This window comes from Natranaerovirga pectinivora (assembly GCF_004342165.1).
Taxonomy (GTDB): Bacteria; Bacillota; Clostridia; order Lachnospirales; family DSM-24629; genus Natranaerovirga; species Natranaerovirga pectinivora.
This window is the reverse complement of record NZ_SMAL01000002.1, coordinates 96,017-122,157: the sequence shown is the minus strand read 5'-3', so window position 1 is coordinate 122,157 and position 26,141 is coordinate 96,017. Positions and strand designations below refer to the sequence as shown.

The window sequence follows — 26,141 nt, the reverse complement described above, 5'->3', positions numbered from 1 at the left end:
AAACCTCCTATTAAATTTCCCTTTGAATGATACAGTAACTTGATTTGATTGGTATATTTACAGTATAGTCACCTTTTGTATCATAGCAATTTTAGAAATGTAACAATTTTGTTACTTAGGTTTTTTTAGAAACAAGTGCACAGTGGTTCCCTTGTTTTTTTCAGTATCTATTTCAACCCTTCCTTTATGCATCTCAACCATTTGTTTAACAATGTGTAGTCCTAATCCACTACCTTCTTGATTCCAAATGGTTGCATCGTTAGAACGATAAAAAGGTTCAAAAATATGTTGCACATCTTCCCTTGCTATACCAATGCCTTTATCAATAATACTGATCTGAGTTTCTTCTTTAAGGTTTTTAGCCCTTATTTTTACCAATTGATTGTTAGTAGAATATCTTATGGCATTGGAAACGATATTATCTAGACCTCTTAAAAACATTGTTTTATCTACATATAGTTTTATGGTATCTAATTCATATTCTATAACTATATTTTTTGACTCTGCAATGTATTGGAAGGATTGTTGTATGTGTTTTTTTAAATCTTGGTCCGTTACTAGTTCTATTTCCAATGGTTTGTCCCATATTCTATTTATCTCTATTAATTGCTCAACCATTTTTTTCATCTTATTAACTTCAAAAAATAAATCTTGTACAAATTCAGTATGCATTCCTTCTTCTTCCCTTACATAAGGAAGGTTTTCCAGAATGAGTTGCATAGTTGCCAACGGTGTCTTTAATTCGTGAGAAGAAGTACTTAGAAAACGTCGTTGTCTTTCATCGTATAAATTCATTTCTTCTACCATGTTTTTTATTGCATCAATTAATTTTTTAATTTCATCTTTTCTTTTGTATTTTAATGTGAAGCTTCTTTTTTGAGGGGTTATTTTTTTTAACTGCAATATAATCTTACGAATTGGCGTAGAAAACCAATTTGAAATAAAATAAGAAACAATAAAGAAAATAGTTACTGCAATGATTAGCATCTGTATAATCCAATACTGAAAAGAATTTATTTCATTATATAACTGGTCTGCTTCTCCAATCATTAATAAATACCCTTCCATACCTAATTCCGTTACAAAAGGTACTAAAGTATATTGTACGTATCCATACTGCTGGGTATTATAGAACTCTGAAATAAATTCTTTTTCTCTTTGTAGAATTGATATATTTAATGATGCTTCTTGGCTTAATTGGCCAAAGCTGTCAGCATAAACCCTTTTTTCTTGGTCTAATATAATCAAACGTGTGTTAAGTTGATTACTAAAAGTTCTAAGATAACCCATACTCCGGTTCGGTGTATAGGGATATGTATCTTTTAATCTATCTAGCATTGTAACACCTTGTGTAATGGTTAATTGTTCATATCCTGTTTGCAAATGTTTTTCATACCGATTAGAAATAACCACAAACACTGAAATACTAACAATGATAAATAAAGTAGAGTAGATTAACCATAATTGATATTGAATCTTCATTAATTTCCTCCTAAACGGTACCCCAATCCTCTTACTGCATGAAAGAATTTTTTACCTGAAAGTTCCATTAACTTTTTTCGCAATCTACTAATGGTTACATCAACAGTTCTTTCATTGTATCCTAATAATCCGCCCCAAACTTCTTCATACAAAAACTCTCTTGAGTATACATTTTGAGGTTTTTTCATTAATATTTCCATTAATTTATACTCATTGGCTGTGAGTTCTATATTTTGATGATTATATAGTATTAATAGCTTTTCTCGATCTAATTTAAGGCCTTCATACTCAAGCCACTGATCATTGCTTTTTTCATTGTTACCATTTTCATTTCTTCTTAGTAATGCATGTATTCTAGCAAGCATTTCTCTTTGGTCAAAGGGTTTAACAATATAATCATCTGCACCTAGCTCTAAACCAATAATCTTATCGTATATTTCACCTTTTGCAGTAATCATTATGATAGGGATATTAGACTCTTTTCTAATGGTTTTACATACTTCTAAACCATCTTTTTTAGGCAATGTCCAATCAAGTAAAATTAAGTCATAAGCATGTGTATTATAAGCAATTAACCCTGCTTCACCATCATATTCTATATCCACTTTGTATCCTTCACGTTCTAGAAAAAATGCAATATTTTTAGCAAGAATTTTCTCATCTTCAACAAGTAAGAAATGCTTCATCTTATTCCTCCTTTACTTATGGGACTGATGACCTTTTCTTATATACTTTATTTTATTCTATTGCAGTAGCCTTTTCAAGGTCTTCTAGATATAAGTATGCCTCTTTGTTACTTTCCCCACACATTTCACGAGAAGGTTTCAAATTGCCACATACTTTAGGTCTTTCTTTTTCACCAAATATTTTACAGTTATTATCCTTTGTTAATTGAATACACCTAACCCCTGCAGGTTTCCCATTAGGCATACCTGGTATCGGTGAAGATATTGATGGTGCAATACAACAGGCCCCACAACCTAATCTACATTCCATAATTGCCTCCTATTAAAAATTCCTTCAAGCTATTTGCCTGAAGGAATACTCTATTATTTCTTTAAATCACTTAACATTACTTCATAAAATTCTACTCTTATTAATTATAATGCATTAATACAACTTAATCAATCTCTTGTCAACTGTTGTTCAGCTAATTTTCTATAAAGTGGATGACAATTCATTAACTCTAGATGTGTCCCTCTACCAGTAATTTTTCCTTTTCAAGAACAATAATTTGGTCTATATTTATAACCGTTGATAACTGATATACGATTCAGTATTTTTATGCACCTTCTCTAACAATAGTTAATTCTCAATTTAATCGTAATATTATAATATATTGTTTTTTCAGTAATTTTTGTCATTAATTTGTTTTCGTATATTTTGTTTATTATTTTAAAAGAAACTATTAAAAAAATAAAATTTATACTTTCTTTTATTAATATTATATGCTATAATACAGTTAAGGAAGAAAGACTCCATTCTTCCTACATACCCTATTCACTTATTACAGTTTTATCAAATGTTTTGGTATTCAGTAGTTGGTTTAGAAGTTGGGTTTTTTTATTTTTATGATTTGTTCTATAGTTTCTTTGTTTTAAACATGTATTAAACCTTTTTCAGTTTTAATGATAGTTTAGTTTTAACCATCAATAAAAATTTATATGTTTGTAAGTTTATTGCTATTATAACAAGTATAATGCTTTATGGTTTACAATTGAAAGGAATGTACTATTTATTATTTTATGTACAATTTATATTTGAATAGGGTATGGTAAGTAGTCGATTTGTATTAAGCAAAATCGACTACTTATTTTTTGTTCCCTTTTAGATTTGTATATAATTCAATATTATATATGCCAAATAAATAACTAGGAGAAGGCTCCCTTTCTTCTTATCTATTTCTTCCTTCTTCCTTAACAGTAATATTTGAAAAACCACTAATATAAAAACCATGATTGGGATCTGAAGTCTAAAAAAGTTAAATGGTACATCTAGACCTCCCGACGTTACAGCTGCTGCTCCCCCAACTACAAAGAGTATATTTAAAATATTCGCACCAATAATATTACCAATTGCAATTTCACCATGACCTTTTTTTACAGATTTAATCCCTGTAACCACTTCTGGTAAACTTGTTCCAAAGGCAATTAATGTGGCTGCAATAACACTTTGAGGTATGCCAATGCGAATGGCTGAAATTTCAACAGCTGGTATTAAGATCTGGGATGCTCCAATTACTAAAGCCATTCCTCCTATTAGCTTTAACAATTTTAATCCAACAAAACTTTTAGATACACTAATCACCTCTTCAGCAACAGCACTTTCTTCCATAGTAGAAGCTAATTGAGTAAATTTAGCTATATCCTTTTTTGATGGCTCTTTCGCCCATTTAATAGAAATATGTATGTACACTATTAGTAGTATTAAAAACACCCAACCAATCCATTGTCCTATATTCCCACTGCTGAAAAACAATGCCAAAACACTTACTACAGTAAGTAAAATCCCTGTTAAAACTTGAATATTACCTTGTCTTCTAACCAATACGCGGTTCACTGGTAGCCTACCCACAAAAGAAGCCAACCCGATAATTAACCCTGTATTGGTTATAATAGATCCAATGGCATTACCTAGTGCCATATCTGGATTCCCTTTAATAGCTGATAAAACAGATACTGTAACTTCTGGTAAAGTAGTCCCTAGAGATATAATTGTAGCTCCTATAATTATTTTAGGTATCCCCCAATACAACGAAAGATTAACTGCTTGATCTACTAACAAATCAGCACCTTTACTCAGAAGATATAAAGATATAGCAATGATGAATACTAGTACTAAAGTTGGAACAGCACTTAAATATGTAAAAATAATTTGATCCAAAATAAACCCTCCTATGATATATAATAATAAACAAAAAGAGACCCCACAAAGAATACAATCTAACTAAAATTAGATTATACTTTTTGTAGAGTCTCACAAGACATATTGTCATTAAAGCCGGGAAAACTTTCCGAAATGACGACTTTAATTCCTTAATGAAGGCAGTTACTCCCTCTAACACTTTTATTATAATTTATTTTTTTGGGGTTTGTCAATTTAAATTTGCATCAACACCAATTTATATTATCCCTGTTATACTTAACTAAAATACTTCATTATTATCTTTTCCGAGGTGCGTGTTGCCAAAGCTTGAGTTGTAAGGGTGGGATTTGGTCCACCTAATCCATTATATTGGATACTATTATCTGCAATATACAATCCTTTCACTTGATGGGCTTCACAGTCTGTATCTGTCACCAAACCAATACGCATTGTACTTTGAATATGTATAAAGATTTCAGGTGGCCAGTTAGAGCGGATAATTTTTTTTGCCCCTGCTTTCCTTAAAATATCTGCAGCAATAACAGCTAATCTATCTCTATTTTCTATATCTTTTTTACTAGGTCGATAACTGATTACTGGTATAAAACCATTTTCATCTCTACGATTGCTTAATGATATGCCATTGTTTTGATTAACTTCATCATCAGTGAAGATTAAAAGGCTTAATGTTCTTGGATAATCTTCCATAAATTCTTTAAGTTGTTGCCCTACCACTAATCCTTCAATATCCCATGGGGCATCATCCCTAGGGGTATTTAAAAAATTATAACCACTATCACTTGTGGAATATACCATTGAAGAAAATAATCCAGGCGTTAAACCAAAAGGTTGAATAACCCCTAATCCAGGATGGTCAAACCTGGCAGCTGAATTTTGACCAATAAATGGATCAATACTAGGGACACCTAGTATATCTATTAAGGTCTTTTCATCAAATATACCTGATACACAATCAAACAAATGGTTTACCAAACCTTTTCCTACCCAAGGATTCTGTGGTAATTCAGAGTTTAACCATAATCGTGGTGTTTCTATTGCCCCTGCTGCCATTACTACAACTTGAGCCCTTAATTCTCCTGTTTCTCCTGTCCACGTATCTCTATACAAAACGCCAGTCGCTCTTAATCCTTCATTAGAGCCTTTTTCAGTTAGTACTTTTGTTACAAATGTATTTGGCCTTACTTCAACATTACCTGTTTGTAATGCACTTGGAATGTAACTTGCAAATGTGGACCTTTTAGCCATAGACTCTATGGTTGGTCCTATATGACACCCGTTAACACAATGCCCCCGTAGTGTACAGCCTATAGATTCTTGTAATGCAAAATCAAAGTTTGGATCATTTAAGCGAGGATCTGGTCGTAGTATTGCGTTAGGTTGTGGTCTAAAACCAGGACGTGTGACATTAAATGTATTAATTGCTTCCCAACCTGCTTTTTCAGCACCATAATAAAACAAATCTTCTTTTGCCGTTGCTGGAGCTGGGTAAACAGGTAATATTGTTTCCACCTTTTGATAGTAAGGTATTAGTTCATCATAGGATATTGGCCAAATATTATCTACAGCAGAGGGATAGGCTCTAGGGGAATTTGCAAAGTAATGAAGGGTTGACCCTCCTACACCAGAATTTTGCCAAATTAATCCTTTGTTTAAAGTTTCCCTAGACCAAGGCGGCAAATCCCTATTAGCTGGACCCCATCTGAATTTTCCTGTAACAAAATTATTCATATCGTCTTCTAAATCTGTAAAATTCCTATCCAATATCTCGCTACTTAAATCCTCATAATCTGAACTGCTTATACCACCTGGATCAGTATTTGGGCTAGGCCATTTTCTATTGCCATACCATGGCCCAGCTTCAAGCAATAGTACTTTTATGCCTTGCTCTCCAAGTTCTTTAGCTACTACAGGGCCACCTGCACCTGCACCAATTATAATAACATCTGCATCCCTATTCATAGTTTCTCTCCTATTCTGTAAATTCCTCATATAGATACCTTCTAAATGCTCTATAACCCAATGAAGGCCTTGGATACCCAACTTGTTCCCAAGATAAAGGTAAATATTCTAATACACGATCATCAGGCTCTTCTAAACGTGTTGTACCATATCCCCACCATTCAGAATAATACCCCATTGTTGTTATTCGATTTAGCGAATTTGTAACCGATAAAACAAGCGCTGGATTGTTTTGATAAGGAAAAGGTAAGTTTTCTAAATTAATTCTAAGTTCTTCTAATAAAATAATAGCCCTAAAACGATCACTTGGTGCAAGGGCAGCAAAAGCCCCTCCTCCTTCGTAAACTGAAAAATTCAAAAAATGATCATTACCTTCATTTGCAACTAACTCTTCAGCAGCCATATCTAACATTATTGCAGTCGGGATGGCTAAGGGTATTACATCAACTCTGTTTAGCAAATAAATCATAAACTGATCAATATCAAAGTCTAATGCACCAAAGTATTGCATCTCTCCAAATTCAATTGCTAACTCAGTTGTTTGTGGAATTGTTGCATCAACAAATGCTCTAAATGTCTGTCTAGTATGTATTACCCCACTCTCATCTTGTGCTCTTATTGTGTGATTCATACTCCACCCACTTATATCCTTTATATATAATCCTCTATAAAATTCTATGATTCCTATTTGAAATATATTATTTATAAGTATAAAAAAAGCCAAATACCTAAGTAACTAGATAAATGACTTTAAAAATAATTCGTTATATGGTTAAAATTGATCTAAATGACCTACTCTCAGGACCTTATATTCTCCTGTATCAATATCTAAATCATAAATGTTAAAGTTTGTTTTTATATCGAAGCCTTCACTATGTTCCGCTAAGTTTAAAGAAGCAGAGCCTTCTTCACCACTTACTATTCTATGAAAAACATTAGTGGACCATACAAGTACAGCCCCCTCATTGCAAATAACTTTCCCCTCTGATACAACTTTATTAGGTGTTACAGTAAAGCTTTTCATAACTTTATGTTCCAATGAATAAATATCTACATGCCTTGTACCGTAGAGAACCATTAAATTATCTGCTTGGTGCGGATGCATATACCAAGGCCTCTTAACATCACCAATAGCTCCTGGTGAAACTGCAGCACTTTTATGTATAACTCTGTCAATTGCATGAATATCAGGAATATGAGACTTAGGCAAGATATCAAAATCCACTCCTGGAGTTCTTCGAAATTCTTTTAGTTTTATAATCTTATAAAACCCCTTTACTTCTTCAATAATATAGTCCATAATAAACCTCCTTAACAGCCGTTTATAATACTATTATACCATTTATCAATATAATTTCAAGGAACTAATTTTTTTTATCTTTTAATAATTGTTATCCTCGATATACCGTTATACTTTCTCTGTTCACCTCCTAACGAATTCCTTGGAAAAGGGCGATTACCAATACCAGCTTTACATTTTTATATCCATATAATATATGGTCAAGTTAATATATTTATAACTTCTTGTCTTTTATCTATTACTTTTTATTATTCTTTAATAAATAAAGCTAAGGTTGAATTTTTCTCCCTTAGCTTTATCTAATATATAAACAAACTATTAATATTCTACATCAATTAAACACAATGCATGTCCCATTGCTTTATGCCCGATATCTTCTTTCTTTTTATATTTAAAAGCACGCTCTATAGAATCTATCTTTTTCTGACCAAGGCCTATTTGAACCAATGTTCCTACTATGATTCTTTCCATATTTAGTAAGAAACCATCTGCCTTTATTTTTATGATTACTTCATTGTTTGTTTCTTCAATATCCAATGCCATAATATTTTTTTCTGAACTATTCACTTTACTTTTAGTTGAAAAAGCACTAAAGTCATGTTCACCCAAGAAAGATATTGCAGCTTTTTTCATTTTCCCTACGTCTAAAGGACTTTCCATCACTTTGACATATTGTCTTTCAAACAATGGGCGATTACGCGTATCTTTTTTCCACAAACGGTATTCATAGGTCAAACTTTTTATATTATACCTACTATGAAATCTATCTTCTACTTCTTCAACCGATATCACAACAATATCATCTGGTAAAAATTCCTCAAAATAATGATAAATACCAGCCTCAGTCATTTTTGAATCTGGCACCTTAAAATGTACAACTTGTTGTAGGGCATGTACACCAGCGTCTGTATTAACAGCACTTACAACTTCTATTTGAGATTCAAACAGTTTAAAAAGTATCATTTCTAACTTACCTTGAATGGTTTTATCATCATTGTCTTTTGTTTTTCTAAAACCTTTATATCTTCTACCATCATAGGCTACAACCATTTTATAATTTTTCATTTCTTTAACACGTCCTTTTTATAATAGTTCGTAACAATAGACTTATTCTACCATAGCTACACAAATAATACTATCTAACTATAAAGAGTTGGCTTATAATACATTCATCTTCTATAAAAGTCATCTATATTCTTCACATATTATCATCTTTTTAACATTAATACTATTATTTTGTCATATAAACCTAAAAACTATTGAAAAGTATAAAAAAACAAATTATAATAGTTAGTACACTAACATAATTTCTAATAGGGGTGCATAATGGAAGATAAAAGAACCATTGGTTTTGAACTAAGAACCTTGACCAATTTAATAAGAAGGCGTATGGAAAGTCGCTCTCATTTAAATAGTATAACACCGATGCACAGTTGGGCAATCACATTCCTATATGAAAATCGTAATAAAGATATTTTTCAAAAGGACTTTGAAGACGAATTTTCAATCAGACGTTCCACTTCAACTAAAATTCTACAGTTAATGGAAAAGAATGGTCTTATCACCAGACATTCTGTAGAGTATGATGGAAGACTAAAAAAAATCGTACTGACTCAAAAAGCCATTGAGTATTATTTTATCATCGCTGAAGAAATTAATTTATTAGAAGAACTGTTTATAAAAGGTATTTCCCAAGAAGAGTTAGATGCTTTCTTTGCAACCATGGATAAGATAAAAAAAAATCTAGAATAAGTCGCAAATGAGTCGGCTTAAAAATATGATTATATTGTTAGCACACTTACAATTTCAAATCTAACAATCTCAATAATTAAGTATAAAGGAGAAAACTTTAATGGTAAAAATTTTTAAATATCTAAAGAAAAAAGAATGGGCAATCATTGGTTTTAGTCTTATTTTTATTGTTGCTCAAGTTTACTTTGATCTAAAACTACCTGACTATATGGCAGAGATCACATTATTGGTTCAAACAGATAGCAATGCACTCTCAGAAATTTTTATAGCGGGAGGATGGATGTTACTTTGTGCACTACTTAGCCTAGTGGCTTCCTTTATTGTTGGATACTTTGCTGCAAGAGTTGCCGCTGGATTATCCAAAAGACTACGTTCCAAATTGTTTAGTAAAGTAGAATCTTTTTCTATGGAAGAGATCAATGGTATTTCTACATCAAGTTTAATAACACGTTCAACTAACGACATTACCCAATTACAAATGGTTGTGGCAATGGGCTTACAGGTTATCGTAAAAGCGCCTATTCTCGCAATTTGGGCCATTATAAAAATATCAGGCAAAAGCTGGCAATGGAGTGCTGCTACTGGTGGTGCTGTAGGGGTTTTACTTTTAATGATCCTAACAATTGTTATATTTGCCATACCAAAATTCAAAAAAATTCAAGGTCTTACAGATAATCTTAATCGTGTTACAAGAGAAAACCTTTCAGGTCTTCGTGTTGTTCGTGCCTATAATGCAGAAAGCTATCAAGAAGAAAAATTTGAAAAAGCTAATGGTGAATTGACATCTACCCAACTCTTTGTTAATCGAGTAATGGCAATCATACAACCTGGTATGGGTGTCATTATGAGCGGCTTGAGTCTTTCAATTTATTGGATAGGTGCTTATCTCATTAACTCAGCAGGAATGGGCAATAAGCTAATACTATTTTCTGATATGGTTGTTTTTTCTGCCTATGCTATGCAAATTGTTATGGCCTTTATGATGCTTACAATTATATTTATTATGCTACCTCGTGCAGCTGTTTCTGCAAAGCGTATTAATGAAGTTTTAGATACAAAGCCAACTATTATTGACGGTCATATTACAGATTCAACTAATGGTATTGAGGGTGAATTAGAATTTCGTAATGTGAGTTTTAAGTACCCTGACTCTTCTGATTATGTCCTTAAGAATATTAACTTTAAAGCACATAGAGGTGAAACCGTTGCCTTTATAGGTTCAACTGGTAGCGGTAAAAGTACATTAATTAATCTTATTCCTAGATTTTATGATGCAACAGAAGGTGAAGTTTTAGTAAATGGTATCAATGTAAAAGACTATCAACAAAAATCACTACACAACAAACTTGGTTATGTGCCCCAACGGGCTGTACTTTTTAGTGGCACCGTTGCTTCAAATGTTGGTTACGGTGATAGTGGCTGTAATACATATTCCCTTAATGATATTGAAAAAGCCCTATCAATTGCACAAGCCTCAGAATTTGTTGAGAAGATGGAAGGTCGATATGAAGCTTCTATATCACAAGGTGGTGCCAATGTCTCAGGTGGTCAGAAACAACGTATTTCCATTGCTCGTGCAGTCTGTAGAAAACCAGAAATCTATATTTTTGATGATTCCTTTTCTGCTCTTGATTATAAAACTGATCGAATCCTTAGAAGTGTTCTTAAAAAAGAAACTTCTAATGTAACAAACCTTATTGTGGCTCAAAGAATTGGCACCATAAAGGATGCTGATAAAATTATTGTCCTTGATGAAGGAAAAATCGTTGGCATTGGCAAACATCACGAATTACTGGAGTCTTGTGAGGTTTATCAACAAATTGCATATTCACAATTGTCTAAGGAGGAACTGGCATAATGAGTAGAAATGAATACACTATCGGTGATCATAAAAAACACAACAGGCGTCAGAGCCATTTAGGAGGACCTCCAGGTATGCGACCAGGAGAAAAACCAAAAGAATTTAAAAAAACTTGGGGCAAATTAATGAATTATTCCAAGTCATATGTTCCTGCAATTATAATTGCTCTTTTATTCTCTGCTATAGGGACTGTTTTTACTATCATTGGGCCAAGTCAACTCCGTAAAATAACAGACCTCATAACTGCCGGACTTATAACAGGTATTGATATTAATGCCATTGTAACCATATCTACAACTTTGGTTATTTTATACGGCCTTAGCGCAGTATTAACTTTTAGCCAAGGATTTATTATGGCAACAATTACTCAGAGAATTTCTAAAAGCCTACGTACTTCAATCTCTAAAAAAATAAATCGTTTGCCTCTAAAGTACTTTGATACCAATAGTTATGGGGACGTTCTCAGCCGTGTAACCAATGATGTGGATACCATTGGTCAGACCATGAACCAAAGTCTTGGTACCCTTGTAAGTGCTATAACATTGTTCTTTGGATCTTTATTTATGATGTTAATCACAAATGTGCTTATGACAGTGGCAGCTATTTTTGCTACCATTATTGGTTTTGTTCTGATGATGATTATTATGGGTAAATCTCAAAAACATTTTATGCGCCAACAAGAGTACTTAGGTGCTATTAATGGTCATATAGAAGAAATTTATGCCGGACATAATATTGTAAAAGTATATAACGGTGAAGAAAAAGCAAAAGAAACTTTTGAAAAAATAAATAACGATCTTTATGAAAGTGCCTTTAAATCTCAGTTTTTATCCGGTCTTATGATGCCTATTATGACTTTCATTGGTAACTTAGGATATGTTACTGTTTGTGTTGTAGGTGCTGCCCTTGCAATGAATGGGTATATTACTTTCGGTGTAATTGTTGCTTTTATGATTTATGTTAGGCTTTTTACTCAACCTTTGTCACAAATGGCTCAAGCAGCAACGAATTTACAGTCAACAACGGCAGCTAGTGAACGTGTTTTTGAATTCTTAGAAGAAAAAGAATTAGAAGATGAAAGCCATAAAAGTGAGATTCTGACAATAACACAAGGCAATATTGAATTTAGAAATGTGAAATTCGGTTATGACGAAGACAAAATTATTATTAACGGATTTTCAGCTAAAGCAAAAGCTGGGCAAAAAATTGCTATCGTAGGTCCTACAGGTGCAGGTAAAACTACAATCATCAATCTTTTAATGCGTTTTTATGAGACCAATGAAGGAGAGATTCTCATTGATGGTACACCTATTAGCCAATTAACACGTGAAAAAGTGCATGCATTATTTTGTATGGTACTTCAAGACACTTGGCTCTTTGAAGGAACTATTCGAGAGAATATTGTTTATAGCAAACCTAATGTGAGCAATGAAGCATTAGAAAAAGCCTGTAAAGCTGTTGGTATAGATCATTTTATCCGTACATTACCTAATGGTTATGATACGGTTCTGAATGACAAAGCCAATCTTTCTCAAGGACAAAAACAATTGATTACTATTGCCCGTGCTATGATTGAAAATGCGCCTATGTTGATTCTTGATGAGGCAACAAGTTCTGTGGATACTAGAACAGAACTTCTTATTCAAGAAGCAATGGATAAATTAACAATAGGTAGGACCTCTTTTGTCATTGCACACCGACTTTCTACCATTAAAAATGCTGATTTAATCCTTGTTATGAAAGACGGAGACATTATTGAAAGTGGCAAGCACGATGACCTTCTTGAACATAATGGTTTTTATGCAGAATTGTATAATAGCCAATTTGAGCAAGCATCCTAATTAAAGAATCCTAACTTAACCCAGCCTATAAAAGCTTTAGTCTTAAGGTTTTATAGGCTTATCTTTTTTGTTTCATTTCAATAAAAAACTCTCCATTCATATAACTGCAATAAAAAATATCCTTAATTTTTTTATACCCTTTAATGTCTAATTCAGATAATAACCACTCCTTATTCTTTTTAATAATTCTTAAATTATCATCTAATAAATCCCCATCTTGAATCAAAGGTACTGTAAAATTATCTCCCTTTTTAAATATAGATAAGTTACCAGATCTTTCTAAGACTGCATATTCTACTTCCCTTATATCTGAAATACCTTGTTCTCTTAGCTGAAATAACATATCGTCAAGATCATATTTGTTTTTTTTCATATTATGCTGATTCAACTTGCCCTCTTCAATAATCATAACAGGTCTTCCTTCTACTATATCTCTGAAGGCTTGACTTTTTAGTTCAATGGATTCCAGGCTTAATTGAAGGAATCCTAGTAAAAGTATGGGGGATATACCTCTAATTAATGATACTTCTAAATCCTCAATTGCAATAACTGCTAATTCTGCTATCATTAAGGATACGGCGAAATCTATTATTGTCAGTTCTCCAAACTCTTTTTTTCCAAGTAACCTAAATACAAATAATACAACTACGAACATTATGACTGTTCTCATTAATATAGTTACTATTTCGCTCATACTTCCCACTCCTTTTGTCATTATTGAACGTTCAGTATTAACTATTAGTTTTTCCATAATATTACTTTATATAACTTATAATAAAAATTCTCTCGAAACTTTCGAGAGAATTTATTGTTTTGTATCTCTATAATTAAGTGCCACAAAAAGTTCGATAAGAACTACAAGATGCATCAGGTAGTGTTGTATAAGCCTCTTGTTCTTCAGTATAATCATATGGTTTGGAAAGAACTTCCAATAGTCTTTCCATAACACTACTATCACCATTGTTCACTGCTGCTTCTAATGCTTCTTCTACCCTATGATTTCTGGGAATTACTGAAGGATTATTTCTTTTCATTAATTTATAAGAATCTTCTTTTGATTCTTTTTGTCTACTTCTTCTCTTATCCCACATTACTAACCACTGACTAAAGTCTTCTTTGTCAAAGAGAGCTGTTCTTTCTATCTTATTTAATGTTAATCCACGAAATGTATTTGTAAAATCTACTTTGTATTTTTCCATCGTTATCAACAAATTTTCTATGAGTTCTTTATCTTCTACTTCCTCATTAAATAGACCAAGTTTAGCTCTCATTCCAGAAAGCCAATATTTTTCATATAACTCACCATATTCTGTAATGGCATCTTGAGCCAATATTAAGCCTTCATCTTCATCTATGTGGAGTAGTGGGACTAATGTTTCAGCAAGTCTCGAAAGATTCCAACCTCCAATATGAGGTTGATTACCATAAGCATATCGCCCTTGCCTATCAATTGAACTAAAAACAGTTAAAGGATTGTAGGTATCCATAAAAGCACAAGGTCCATAATCAATACTTTCCCCACTGATGGTCATATTATCAGTATTCATAACACCATGGATAAAGCCAACCATTTGCCATTTTGTAATCAATTGTGCTTGTCTTTTTATCACTTCTTTAAGAAGGTAGAGGTATTTGTTTTCTTCTGATTTATAATCTGGAAAATGTCTTTCCAAAGTATAATCGGCTAATGCCCTTAAGTCATCAACTGATCCCCATCTTGCAGCATATTCAAAGGTACCAACTCTTAAGTGAGAAGCTGCCACACGGGTTAGAATTGCACCTGGTAAAACTGTTTCTCTAATAACGTCCTCACCCGTGGTTACAACTGCTAAGCTACGAGTCGTTGGAATCCCAAGACCATACATGGCTTCACTAATAATATATTCCCGTAACATAGGGCCTAAGGTTGCTCTTCCATCTCCGCCTCTAGAATAAGGTGTTCTCCCAGAGCCTTTAAGTTGAATATCTACTCTTTCACCAGAAGGTGTTATTTGTTCACCTAATAAAATAGCTCTGCCATCTCCTAACATTGTAAAATGCCCAAATTGATGACCTGCATATGCTTGTGCAACAGGAAAGGCATCTTTAGGTATATAATTTCCTCCAAGAATTTCTAATCCATTTTTATGTTCCAATGCGTGAGCATCTAAGCCAAGCTCTTTTGCTAGTTTATTGTTTATAATGCTAACTTTTGGTGCTTTTACAGGCATTGGTTTAAGATGTGAATAAAATATTTTGGGCAATTGAGCATAACTGTTATCAAAATTCCATATTATATCATCTTTCTTATCAATCATTTTATCTCCTTCTTATTTATCAAGTATTTAAACTATTATTTACATAAAACAATACAGTATTATTTTCTTCTAATGAAAAAATTATTATACTATTATTTATTAGTATAAATATATTATATATATCTATTTTAGCTTATTACAAGAAAACATAAAAAACTTCTTATATTATTATATTGACAGTTTTAAATCCTTAAACTATAATATTACATATGTAATATTATAGTTTAAGGGGGTTTACAATGATAGCTAAAATGAAAGTTTATTTCATTATTACCTTAATAATTACTACACTCCTTGGGTGTACTCAAAGTTCAAATACCAACACTCATGTTGTTGATGATGCATCTAATCAAATACTTGTTGATTTTCAAACGAAGGTTGATGACTATTTAAATAACTTGGAATTCAACGGTTCAATTTTATTAGCAAAGAATGGACAAATTTATGTTCATAAAGGATATGGTTATTCAAATGGTACAAATCTTCAAAATACTGAAGATACAATTTATTATATAGGGTCTATAACAAAACCCATTACTGCTATGGCTATTATGCAGCTTCAAGAAGCAGGAAAGCTGAATGTAATGGATACCATTGATAAATACTTCCCTGATTTTATTGGGGGCGAGAAAATTACCATACACCATTTGCTTACCCACACTTCTGGTTTAGACAGAAATAATTATTTCAGTATAGTTAATGAAAATAGTATTATGTCCGATGATTTCTTTAATCAATTTTATGAATTTACAAATAGTCTGTCAAGAAATGCTTTGCCTGGTGAGAGATATTCTTATAGCAATACAGGTTATATGATATTAGGTAAAATAATAGAACTAGTAAGCGGTTTATCTTATGGTGATTATATCAATGAATATATATCGAAACCTCTAGATATGCCTGATACAGGGTTTACAATATACCCTCCAGAAAGACTAGCTAATCCCTTTACATTTACATTTAAAACAACTTATTTTCATCCATCATTATACTATTCAACTGGAGGTATTTATTCTACTGTAGAAGATTTATATGAATTTGTTAGAGCTATTAAAAATAATACACTAATTAATGAAAAAACCACTAAAGAAATGCTTACTCCCTATAAGGATTCCTATTCTTATGGGTGGATTATAAACAACACAAGAGTAAGCCACAATGGATATATTGATGGGTATCACTCCTACCTTTTTTATAATATGAAAGATGATACAGCTATTATAATTTTGTCTAACGATCATAAATCAAATATGGATGCTATTATAATAAAATTCATAAGGTATATGGCGGATATTTAAGGTGCTACGAAGCGAAATCTTTATAATCATATTTATTATAATTAAAAGTTCTCTCAAATATGAGAGAACTTTATTAGTTAAATATGGTTAAATTACTAGTACCTATATCTTCATAATATATTGTAAAATAAATTGGATATTCATCACCACTGCTCCATTAATGGTGTTATTTGTTCGCCTAATAAAATAACTCTGCCATCACCTAACATTACAAAATGCCCAAATTGATGACCAGCATAAGCACCAATAGAAATGCTACAGAACTATTAAAAACCAAAAATTTCTCATACCTATTAGGGTAATGAGAAATTTTTTATGCTTATATATTAAATTTTTCAATACTCTCAAAATAATACGAGAGAACTTTTATTAACCTATTGTATTAATTACTTGTTGATATAATGCTTCTGTATCATTTATATCAGAATGAATAACCTCGTATACTTTCTTAATAGAACCCATTATATGATTCTTAGTTAGTATCATATTATTAATTGATTGATACATAAGATACATTTCAAATCCCCCATCATTAGTTGGAAGTTTATACTCCATTGATACAATAGATGCTCCAAGTTTTTTATAATAATTTAATCTTCTTTCTTGATTGATATCATTTCCGTCAGGCATTTCAACCTCCATAAACATACCTATGTATTCCTTTCCAAAATACTTGAGTATCTTATTGAAAAATTCACTTCCCACCCCTTTGCCTTTATATCCTTCTTGAATGACTATGTAGTCAAGCCATAGGGTCTTTTGATCATTTATTATATATACAAATGCATAGCCATTTATCTCACCTTTTTGAGCCTCTTTTAATAAGAGTAATTTATAATCCCCTGTGATCATCAATTTTTTTAGCTGTTCTAAACTTTTTCTTTCATTTTCTGGAAATGCTTTAGAATATCTTATATATATGTCTTCTAAATTATTTGTATCTCCTTCCAATACTTCATAAACTGCATTTGTCTTATTTAAATACATAATTTCTCCTTTGTGTATACACAGTAAGTTTTAATAATTCCATTCCTATATTTCTTATCGCTCAATTCTATCAAAAAAAGCAAACCCATACATCCCCAGAATAGCATTGAATACTACTGCACTGTACACACTAAAGCGCTCAACAATTCCAAAATATGACTTTGGCACTATAGCCATACCCATTGGACCTATGAACATACATACTAATGCAATAATTGCCCATATTCCTAAAGACTTATATTTCCTATCTTTTTTAAATCCACCGATAATAATTAAAACAAGAGATACAATGGACAACATAACAACTAGCAAGGTTATAACATATACATGCATTATATCTTGAAAAGTTCCTCCATACCCACTATCTGATAGAGGAAAAAGTGCATATCCAATTGCTGATACCCAATTCATTACCGCAAAAAGATATATTCCCAGCCTTAAAGCTCTATTCCCTTTTCCTTGAATAATGATACAAACCAATACAACATTTAAACAAGCAAACAAAGCATATACCGAAGCCAATCCATTTGCAATCATAAAAGATGGTGCATTTATTGCTGTTAGATCGCTTACTGCTTGACTCATCCAATCATATCCTGGATAATACATCGCCCCTACACTTGTATGTAGAATATAAAAAACCAGACTGATAATTCCTGATAAACAGAGCCAATTAATTAATTTTTTCCTTTTCATATCTAGTCCCCCAAGATTACTTTAATTCTTAGCATTCTTATATCTACCATTAGCTATCCTAAGCATTGATACTAGAAAAATAAGGGATGCCACTAAGAAAATTCCAAACATTATAACCAATCCATACTCTTTATTTTCCAAAAAATAACCTGCACTATTTGGTATGGTATAAAGCAACATCCCCATAGAAATAAAATAAATATGTACGCCCCAATGTTTACTTTTAATTACGCCTATCCCACCAATTATTAATATAATTGCTGTAGCGATTTCTGCTAACAAGTGCATCCCTAATTCAATAGGCTTAGATTCCAATTCAGGTATATTTCCAGTAATATAAAACATCATCCACATACCAAGCATTGATATTCCCATCCCTATAGAAAATATAGATGCCATTTTTTCTTGTTTCATCATAACACCTCCCTTTTTTTTACTTTTACCCTATAAATATTGTAATGATTAATGCAATTATTGATACAATTGTTAAAACACCTAAAATCATATGCCCTTTAATAGCATTTTGAAATGACTCTCCTCCATAATGTATTGAAAATCCACAGCCTGCCGTTAAAACCAGTAATAATAATGTTACTATAGCCAAAACCTTTGCCATACTGTACACCTCCATTCTTTTTACTATAAATTTTTTATTTTTAAGTATACGAACAAGTTTATATAAATATTATAATGAATAATATATAACTATACTAACTTAAAGGTTTGATATACAATGAATTATTTTATGAATTTCATAGGTAACATTATAGATATAAGTAATTTCTGGACAGAAGATGAGCGACACTCAGGGTGTTATAAGATTATATCTGTACAAGATGGTTTTGATAGTATTGTTAATTTTGTTGTAACACCACAAACTTATTTTACAAACCGTGAACAGTTAATTGAAGGTGATTTAGTAATTGGATTTTATGACCCAAATGTCCCATTGCCCTTAATATATCCGCCACAATTAGAGGCAGTGGTAATGTCAAAGGCACCTAATTATTATAACATAAAAGTAGATTTTTTTGATAATCAACTGCTAAGTGGTGATGGATCACTAAAATTAAATATAGGTCCCATTACAGAGATATTACTTGAAAATGGGCAAACCTTTACAGGTGACCTTAGAAATCGCTATTTGATCGTAACCTATGGACCTACTACGAGAAGCATACCTCCACAAACTACACCTTATGAAGTTATTGTTATGTGTAGATAAATATGCAGAAATGAGTGCCTCAGAATGATTTCTGAGGCTACTCCTTTAATTTGTGCACCAGATCCAACTAGTCTAGTGCCCTATTAATTATCATTGTAGGATTATTTCTTTTAACAAAAATTTACAACAGATGTCATATTATTAGAAATAATAATTGCTCTTACAAGATAATAATTGTATAATACATTTATAATACATATTACCTACTTTACAGATAATATTCTTTTTGAGGTGTGCTAATGAAAATCGAAAAATTATTCTTGCCAATAGTCTTACTCTTTTTAATTATTATAATAATATTACAAGTAACTTACAATAAAAAACCTGTTTATTCAGAAGCTTCCTATGCATCTCACAATCTAGTAACACTTAATGGCCCTTGGGAATTATATTGGGGTGAGCTATTAGAGCCAAAAGAATCGGACTTTAACAATTATCCTAAAACATTTATTAATCTCCCTATTGAATTAACTGCATTATCTATAAATAACCAATCTATTAATTATAATGGTTATGCTACTTTAAGGTTAAATATTAAAGTTGATGATATAGCTCAAGTTTATGGATTAAAAGGAAATTACTTATCCTCTGCTAATAAAATATGGGTTAATGGAGAGCCCTTAGTATCTAATGGTAATGTAACTAAGAGTAAAGAAGCCTATGCGCCTTATTATTTTCCTTTAGAAGTTTTTTTTACGACAGAAACAGAAAACATAGAGATTGTCATTCAAATTGCTAATTATCATCATAGAAGAATACGCCTAAGAGAAATTCATTTTGGCCCAATTAATAAAATTATTCAATACAGTAGTTATAACATTATAAAAGAAGGTATTATATTTGGAAGTTTGCTTTTAATCACTTTTTATTATTTTGTTCTATATTTTTATCAAAAACGAGAATACTCATTGATCACTTTAGCACTAATATCTTTGATAATCGCGCTAAGAGTATCCATTGTAAATGAGAGAGTCCTTGTTAGAATTTTTCCAAATATTCATCCTGAGCTATTAATGAAACTAGGGTATTTGTCTGCTTTTTTATTAATTCCTTTATTAATAATATACATAAACAAAATTTTCAAAATGGGTAAACCAAATGAAAACAAATACATTGCTTATTTCTGCCTTGCTGTTTTTATAATGATTGCTTTAACAAATGTTAGAGTATATGATTTTATTTTCGAATATGGTTCTTTTTTGTTTGTCATTTGGGGTACTTATAAACTTTGTATCTTAGTTAAAACAGGTATCACTAATAACATTAGGGGATTTCATATTATGCTTACAGGAGGCTTGGTAATCTTATACTCCGGTCTAAATGATATCCTAAGAGAATTAACCTTTATAAATACACCGGAACTTCTATCTATTGGCATTGTTTTTTTTATGATTCTTCAATCTATATTCTTAGCTTGGCAATTTAAAGACGAATATGAAAGAGCTTCTGCTTTATCTATAGAAAATGATAGAATATTAATTCAGTTAGAAAGATTAAATAAAGATGTTGAAGGAAAAATCGCTGAAAGAACTAAAGCTTTAGAGATTTCAAATAGCAAACTAAAAGCTTTATCCAATATAGATCCATTAACTGAATTAGGCAATAGGCGCTATTTTAAAGAAAAATTAGAAAAAGAATGGAATGCCTCTATACAAACAAATAGAATTCTGTCCATTATAATGCTTGATATAGATTATTTCAAACAGTTTAATGATACTTATGGACATTTAGAAGGTGACAATTGTTTAAAAGCAATCGCTAAAACATTAAAATCAATAGTAAGACAACATAAAGGTATTGGTGCTCGTTATGGTGGTGAAGAGTTTGTTATATTGCTTTCTAATTCAAATTATGATCAATCAAAAATAATTGCTGAAGAAATTAGACATAGCATATTAAGCCTTAAAATACCTCATGAAACATCTACCGTAAGTGATTATGTAACTGTGAGTTTAGGAATACATTCTAATATTATAACCTCTAAAGACACGATGAGTTCCTTTATTAATAAAGCTGATCGTTCTTTGTACTATGCAAAAGAAAGTGGTAGAAATAGGTCTTGTTAGTACAGTAAATTATTTTACGGATTTCATAGGTAAAGTTATAGATATAAGAGTCTTCCAGTATAACTAGAACTCATTTTATACTCTAATGAGTTCTAGTTAATAATTTGGATATAAAATTACACTTTCAACGAAGCTTATGGTTCTTACGTAGTAAGAGGCATCGGCTGATTTAATATCCCACTTTTATGTACCGCTTGTATGGCCTTTTTCAATGCGTCTTCATCTTGGACTAAAGCCAATCTTACATAACCCTCGCCTGATGGACCAAAAGCACTTCCTGGGGTTACAATAACCCCTGCTTTTTTTATCATATCCATAGCAAAATCTTCCGACTTTTCATAATGATAAGGGATTCTTGTCCAGATAAACATTGTGGCTTCTGGCTTATCTATTTCCCATCCGATTTTTTTAAAGCCCATACATAGAATATCCCTTCTCTTTTCATAGGCCTTTTTCGTTTCTTCTACACATTCTTGACTTCCTGTAATAGCCGCTATAGCTGCTTTTTGAAAAGGTAAATACATACCATAATCAATATTTGATTTTAACATTTTTAAACGAGCCACAACTTCACTATTACCAACACAAAAACCTATTCGTGCTCCTGCTAATCCATATGTCTTAGATAAGGAATTGAATTCAACACCTACTTCTTTAGCCCCTGGAAACGCAAGAAAACTACCTGCTCTTCTTTCATCATACACTAACTCACTATAAGCATTATCATGAATTACAATAATATTGTGTTTTCTTGCAAATTCAATTAGTTCTCTATAGAAACTATCTGGTGCCATAGCCGTAGTAGGATTATTGGGATAAGATACTAGAATTAATTTTGCTTTTTCAGCTACCTCTTCTGGAATATCTTCTAATTGAATGATATAATCATTCTCTTTCTTCTGTGGCATATAATACAATTGCCCGCCTGCAAGAAGTGGTCCATCTGCAAATACAGGATAACATGGATCAGGAACCAATACTGTATCCCCCTCGTCAATAATGGTTAATGAGATATGAGCAAGCCCTTCCTGAGACCCTAAAAGGGAACATATTTCTGTCTTTGGATCTAGTTCAACATCATATCTTTTTTTATACCATGACTTCACTGCCTCTAGTAAAGAATCTTGATCATTAATAGCATATATATAATTGTTTTCATCTGCAGCTGATGTACATAAAGCTTCTATGATATGTTTTGCTGGGGGTATATTAGGTGTCCCTATGCTTAAGTCAATAACCAATTCCCCGTTTTCTAATCGCTTTCTTTTTATATCCAACAATTTAGTAAAGATACCTTCTCCAAATTGATTCATCCTCTTTGCGAACTGCATACTATTTACTCCTTCTCCATATAAAATATTAATGTTATGTACTATTCTACTTGAATTTTGAGTTTTATACCATAGTTTTCAAATTAAATAATTGTACAAACCGAACCAAATCACCTCTATTAAAAAATAGGCATATACTATTATAAAGTTTTTATAAAGGAAGAAACCTATGTATAATAATTATAAGTCTTATTTTTCATATCCTTATTACCTTAATACACAAAGATTTTACTCACAAAATATGAACCTTGATTATAGTATCCATTCATATCGTAACACCGTGAATATGTCAATGTATGACCAAGATATAGAAGAAGAATATACAATGTTTATGGATTATGGCCCAGAACCTTATGTTGTGGATATGGAGGAAATCACTAAAGAAAATAACACTTTTCGTACTGCTTTATGGACAGGAGACTATTTACAATTAACCTTGATGAGTATAGATGTTGGAGATGATATCGGTTTAGAGGTTCATCATGACCATGATCAATTCTTACGTATAGAAGAAGGTCAAGGGATTGTTCAAATGGGTGATACAGAAGATCAGTTGGATTATGAAGAAAGAGTTTATGATGACTTTGCTGTGTTTGTACCTGCAGGTAAATGGCATAATCTAACCAATACTGGTAATACACCACTTAAATTATATTCTATTTACGCACCACCTGAACACCCACATGGTACCGTTCATGAAACAAAAGCAGATGATGACCATTAAAGGCAATATTTATTAAAGCCCAAAAAAATGCCTCTACAGTAATATCAACTACTGTAGAGGCATTTCTAACTATATCAGTCCAGTAAAAATTTTGTATACAAAGTATTTCATCAACCCTAACCTCTTTTTGCAATACCCTGGAAATGTAAAATAAAAATTCTTAACAACCTGTTTTTCTTTTCCATCTATAGGCATATTGCTATAGCGGGCTTTTATGAATATTTCTGTTATTTCTTTATAGCTTATAGCTTCTATTTTAAAGCTCTCATCTATACGTGCTGAGAATTGGAGTGGTGTTTCTCCTGGTTTTATTTCAAACCCTTGAAGTGATAGAATTTTTAATAAATAACTGTATACCTCAATGACACTTTGTTTTGGCATAAGCTTTTGTATTTTATACAGACGTAAATATCTCCTTAAGTTAGGCACTATAAGTATCCAAAGTATAAACACTACAATTATTTTTAGTATAAATTTTGAATTTTTTTTAGTACTGTCTCTTTCAAAATATGTGTTGGATAGTGTATCAATTGCCTCAGAAAACACCTCATTATTCATTAATCCATTATCCACTATCTCTTCTTCAATATTTTCCTCTTGGAAAATACCACTCTCTTCTCCTAATATTTCCTCAACTGCCTCATATAAATCTTCTGAATATGACGATGTTGGTTCAAAAGGAATCCAACCGAATCCTTCAAAATATACTTCAACCCATGCATGTGCTTGACCATTTGTAATTTTATAAGTTGTTCCTTGTACTGGATGAGCTGGTAAAAGATAGCCTTCTACATATCTAGCCGGAATTCCTAATGAACGCACAAGAACTGTCATTGCTGATGCGTAGTAAATACAATAACCTTCCTTTAAATCAAATAAGAAATAATCTACAAAATCACGATCCTTCGGGATGTTCCCTGGCTCTAAAGTATATCTATAGTTATTTGAAAGATATGTCTCTATAGATCTTACTCGATCATAATCATTGGTTGTAGATGATGTTAATTCAATAGCTAAATCTCTAATTCTTTCTGGCAGTTTATCTGGCAATTGAAGATATCTATTGTATACATCCTTTGATACTTCTTCTAGTCTTTCAATATCCCTTCTTAACTGACGATTACCTCTTGGCGATGAATTTTGAAGATATCCCTTGTAAGCCCCTCTACTACTGTTTCTCAATAATTGTACAACTCTATTGTTGTTATTTATGATATATAGCTCCACTGTGTACTTAAACTGTTGATTCAGAAAATCATCACTAGAAAGTATACCATAGGAATTCTTATTTAGATTTATTGGATCTGAATCAAATATAATACTTTCAGTCATTGAAGGTATTATTATACTTTGGGTTAATAGATTTTCATAGGTAATATCTATTGATATTTTATTATAAAACTCATTAAGTATATCCATATTATTTGTTATAATTTTACTCCCCTGTGAAAACTCAAACAAATCATCATTAAAACCATCCAATTGAACATTCTGACCAAGGGTAGTCACTTCAGATTGTTGGCTTTCCCAGGAAACCCCTGTGTATATCTCTCTAACTGCCCCTTTTAAATATAGACTTCCTACAGGAGAATCCACTGTCATTACAAGGGTATCATCTAACGATATATTTCCTTCCAGCAATGAGCTTTCATCTCCAAATCCAAAACTTAAGGTGGTGTCCTCTGACATACGAAGTCTTGTTTGAACATAGTTTTGGGCCGATTCTATTGTAGAATCCATCCAACTCCAATCAAGAGGTGCATCACTTGACGGCATCAGATAAGCAAGTAAGAATACTAGCCCACAAATAGGTATGGAGAAAAGTAAAAAGGCAACAGGGGCTGTGTATGAATTTCTTTCACTAACATTGGTATTTTTTATATAAATATGTTTAAAATAACAAATTAAAATCAAAAAAACAAAAGTATAAAATGAAAGATAGCTTACAAAAGAATCAAAAATCCATTGTACTGAGAAAAGAGTAAGCCCACCAATTAATAAAACATAGAAATTAAATCTTTTTACAGAAAACAGATATACAACTATAGATATAGTAATACTTAAAACCACTAATAAATATTTTTCATATTCAAGATTAAGGGGTACTACTCCATTAATATAATTTATAGCCCATAGAAACATAGGTTCTATCTTACTATAAGTCTCTTCAAAGGCTATCGGTTTATTAAGAAAGTAAATAAAACCACCTATTACAACAAGAATTGAAGAAATCACAGTAATTATTAATGATATTTTGTTCCAAAACACAATTGTACATAGAATAGATGATATGCCTACAAAGATAAACACATCTTTTATGCCATAAGTCATATTTAAGGTAGCTGTATTTGCAAAAACAAAACTAAAACTTAAAAAAACCATTATTAATAAATTTACACTATAGTCAATAAAACTGTTTTTAAATGCCTTCACTGT

At 31.7% G+C, this 26,141-nt stretch carries 24 protein-coding genes; 7 read left to right on the top strand and 17 right to left on the bottom strand.

Going from position 1 to position 26,141, the window contains the following annotated elements:
- Nucleotides 1–111: 111 nt before the first annotated feature.
- From EDC18_RS03105 to truA, 8 genes are all read right to left on the bottom strand, one after another.
- Nucleotides 112–1,482 (bottom strand): sensor histidine kinase, encoded by a 1,371-nt coding sequence (locus EDC18_RS03105; RefSeq protein ID WP_132250198.1) that lies wholly within the window; start codon nt 1,480–1,482, stop codon nt 112–114.
- The gene (locus EDC18_RS03100) at nt 1,482–2,168 is read right to left on the bottom strand and encodes a response regulator transcription factor (protein WP_132250196.1); all 687 of its coding nucleotides are present in this window, start codon (nt 2,166–2,168) and stop codon (nt 1,482–1,484) included. The genes EDC18_RS03105 and EDC18_RS03100 overlap by 1 nt, the downstream gene beginning before the upstream one ends.
- A gap of 52 nt (nt 2,169–2,220) precedes the next feature.
- A complete protein-coding gene (locus EDC18_RS03095; RefSeq protein WP_132250194.1) occupies nt 2,221–2,478 on the bottom strand; it encodes a YkgJ family cysteine cluster protein in 258 nt (85 codons plus the stop codon).
- Nucleotides 2,479–3,309: 831 nt separating this feature from the next.
- Entirely contained in the window at nt 3,310–4,365 is a 1,056-nt protein-coding gene (locus EDC18_RS03090) for a calcium/sodium antiporter (protein ID WP_132250192.1), read from the bottom strand.
- A 258-nt stretch (nt 4,366–4,623) separates the two neighbouring features.
- Nucleotides 4,624–6,327 carry a GMC family oxidoreductase N-terminal domain-containing protein gene (locus tag EDC18_RS03085; protein WP_132250190.1) on the bottom strand — a complete coding sequence of 568 codons (1,704 nt, stop codon included), beginning with the start codon at nt 6,325–6,327 and terminating at the stop codon, nt 4,624–4,626.
- 10 nt (nt 6,328–6,337) lie between these two features.
- On the bottom strand, nt 6,338–6,958 hold the full coding sequence (locus tag EDC18_RS03080) for a hypothetical protein (RefSeq protein WP_132250188.1): 621 nt from the start codon (nt 6,956–6,958) through the stop codon (nt 6,338–6,340).
- A gap of 141 nt (nt 6,959–7,099) precedes the next feature.
- Nucleotides 7,100–7,627: a hypothetical protein gene (locus tag EDC18_RS03075; RefSeq protein ID WP_132250186.1), complete on the bottom strand. Its 528-nt coding sequence runs from the start codon at nt 7,625–7,627 to the stop codon at nt 7,100–7,102.
- A 318-nt stretch (nt 7,628–7,945) separates the two neighbouring features.
- A complete protein-coding gene (gene truA / locus EDC18_RS03070) occupies nt 7,946–8,692 on the bottom strand; it encodes a tRNA pseudouridine(38-40) synthase TruA (RefSeq protein WP_132250184.1) in 747 nt (248 codons plus the stop codon).
- A gap of 261 nt (nt 8,693–8,953) precedes the next feature.
- On the opposite strand from truA, the gene EDC18_RS03065 reads away from it, so the two are divergent.
- The 3 genes from EDC18_RS03065 (at nt 8,954) to EDC18_RS03055 (ending at nt 13,081) form a co-directional block, all read left to right on the top strand.
- A complete protein-coding gene (locus EDC18_RS03065; protein WP_132250182.1) occupies nt 8,954–9,379 on the top strand; it encodes a MarR family winged helix-turn-helix transcriptional regulator in 426 nt (141 codons plus the stop codon).
- Nucleotides 9,380–9,479: 100 nt separating this feature from the next.
- Complete coding sequence (locus tag EDC18_RS03060; RefSeq protein WP_132250180.1) at nt 9,480–11,237, top strand: ABC transporter ATP-binding protein; 1,758 nt, start codon at nt 9,480–9,482, stop codon at nt 11,235–11,237.
- Entirely contained in the window at nt 11,237–13,081 is a 1,845-nt protein-coding gene (locus tag EDC18_RS03055; RefSeq protein WP_132250178.1) for an ABC transporter ATP-binding protein, read from the top strand. Before EDC18_RS03060 ends, EDC18_RS03055 begins: the two co-directional genes overlap by 1 nt.
- Nucleotides 13,082–13,139: 58 nt before the next feature.
- On the opposite strand, the gene EDC18_RS03050 is transcribed toward EDC18_RS03055, so the two are convergent.
- Together EDC18_RS03050 and EDC18_RS03045 are read right to left on the bottom strand one after the other, a co-directional pair.
- Nucleotides 13,140–13,775 (bottom strand): DUF421 domain-containing protein, encoded by a 636-nt coding sequence (locus EDC18_RS03050; protein ID WP_165878457.1) that lies wholly within the window; start codon nt 13,773–13,775, stop codon nt 13,140–13,142.
- 133 nt (nt 13,776–13,908) lie between these two features.
- Nucleotides 13,909–15,378, bottom strand: coding sequence for a protein adenylyltransferase SelO (locus EDC18_RS03045; protein WP_132250173.1), 1,470 nt, complete (start codon nt 15,376–15,378; stop codon nt 13,909–13,911).
- A 239-nt stretch (nt 15,379–15,617) separates the two neighbouring features.
- On the opposite strand from EDC18_RS03045, the gene EDC18_RS03040 reads away from it, so the two are divergent.
- Nucleotides 15,618–16,676, top strand: coding sequence for a serine hydrolase domain-containing protein (locus tag EDC18_RS03040; RefSeq protein ID WP_132250171.1), 1,059 nt, complete (start codon nt 15,618–15,620; stop codon nt 16,674–16,676).
- Between the two features lie 143 nt (nt 16,677–16,819).
- Here the strand turns inward: EDC18_RS03040 and EDC18_RS14835 are convergent, their stop codons facing one another.
- The 5 genes from EDC18_RS14835 to EDC18_RS14480 form a co-directional block, all read right to left on the bottom strand.
- The gene (locus EDC18_RS14835; protein WP_279230900.1) at nt 16,820–16,924 is read right to left on the bottom strand and encodes a protein adenylyltransferase SelO family protein; all 105 of its coding nucleotides are present in this window, start codon (nt 16,922–16,924) and stop codon (nt 16,820–16,822) included.
- 121 nt (nt 16,925–17,045) lie between these two features.
- Nucleotides 17,046–17,663: a GNAT family N-acetyltransferase gene (locus EDC18_RS03030; protein WP_132250169.1), complete on the bottom strand. Its 618-nt coding sequence runs from the start codon at nt 17,661–17,663 to the stop codon at nt 17,046–17,048.
- Nucleotides 17,664–17,717: 54 nt separating this feature from the next.
- On the bottom strand, nt 17,718–18,359 hold the full coding sequence (locus EDC18_RS03025) for a DUF998 domain-containing protein (protein ID WP_132250167.1): 642 nt from the start codon (nt 18,357–18,359) through the stop codon (nt 17,718–17,720).
- A gap of 21 nt (nt 18,360–18,380) precedes the next feature.
- Complete coding sequence (locus EDC18_RS03020; protein WP_165878456.1) at nt 18,381–18,773, bottom strand: DUF8058 family membrane protein; 393 nt, start codon at nt 18,771–18,773, stop codon at nt 18,381–18,383.
- Nucleotides 18,774–18,798: 25 nt separating this feature from the next.
- Nucleotides 18,799–18,975, bottom strand: coding sequence for a hypothetical protein (locus tag EDC18_RS14480; RefSeq protein WP_165878455.1), 177 nt, complete (start codon nt 18,973–18,975; stop codon nt 18,799–18,801).
- A gap of 117 nt (nt 18,976–19,092) precedes the next feature.
- Between EDC18_RS14480 and EDC18_RS03015 the strand changes: the two genes are divergently transcribed.
- Both EDC18_RS03015 and EDC18_RS03010 read left to right on the top strand, forming a co-directional pair.
- Nucleotides 19,093–19,584 carry a hypothetical protein gene (locus tag EDC18_RS03015; protein WP_132250163.1) on the top strand — a complete coding sequence of 164 codons (492 nt, stop codon included), beginning with the start codon at nt 19,093–19,095 and terminating at the stop codon, nt 19,582–19,584.
- Nucleotides 19,585–19,823: 239 nt separating this feature from the next.
- Complete coding sequence (locus EDC18_RS03010; protein ID WP_132250161.1) at nt 19,824–21,650, top strand: sensor domain-containing diguanylate cyclase; 1,827 nt, start codon at nt 19,824–19,826, stop codon at nt 21,648–21,650.
- A gap of 143 nt (nt 21,651–21,793) precedes the next feature.
- On the opposite strand, the gene EDC18_RS03005 is transcribed toward EDC18_RS03010, so the two are convergent.
- Nucleotides 21,794–22,981 carry an aminotransferase class I/II-fold pyridoxal phosphate-dependent enzyme gene (locus EDC18_RS03005; RefSeq protein WP_132250159.1) on the bottom strand — a complete coding sequence of 396 codons (1,188 nt, stop codon included), beginning with the start codon at nt 22,979–22,981 and terminating at the stop codon, nt 21,794–21,796.
- Nucleotides 22,982–23,150: 169 nt separating this feature from the next.
- On the opposite strand from EDC18_RS03005, the gene EDC18_RS03000 reads away from it, so the two are divergent.
- Entirely contained in the window at nt 23,151–23,705 is a 555-nt protein-coding gene (locus EDC18_RS03000; RefSeq protein ID WP_132250157.1) for a cupin domain-containing protein, read from the top strand.
- 69 nt (nt 23,706–23,774) lie between these two features.
- Here EDC18_RS03000 and EDC18_RS02995 read toward each other — a convergent pair whose 3' ends face one another.
- Nucleotides 23,775–26,138 (bottom strand): transglutaminase TgpA family protein, encoded by a 2,364-nt coding sequence (locus EDC18_RS02995; RefSeq protein ID WP_132250155.1) that lies wholly within the window; start codon nt 26,136–26,138, stop codon nt 23,775–23,777.
- Nucleotides 26,139–26,141: the final 3 nt, after the last annotated feature.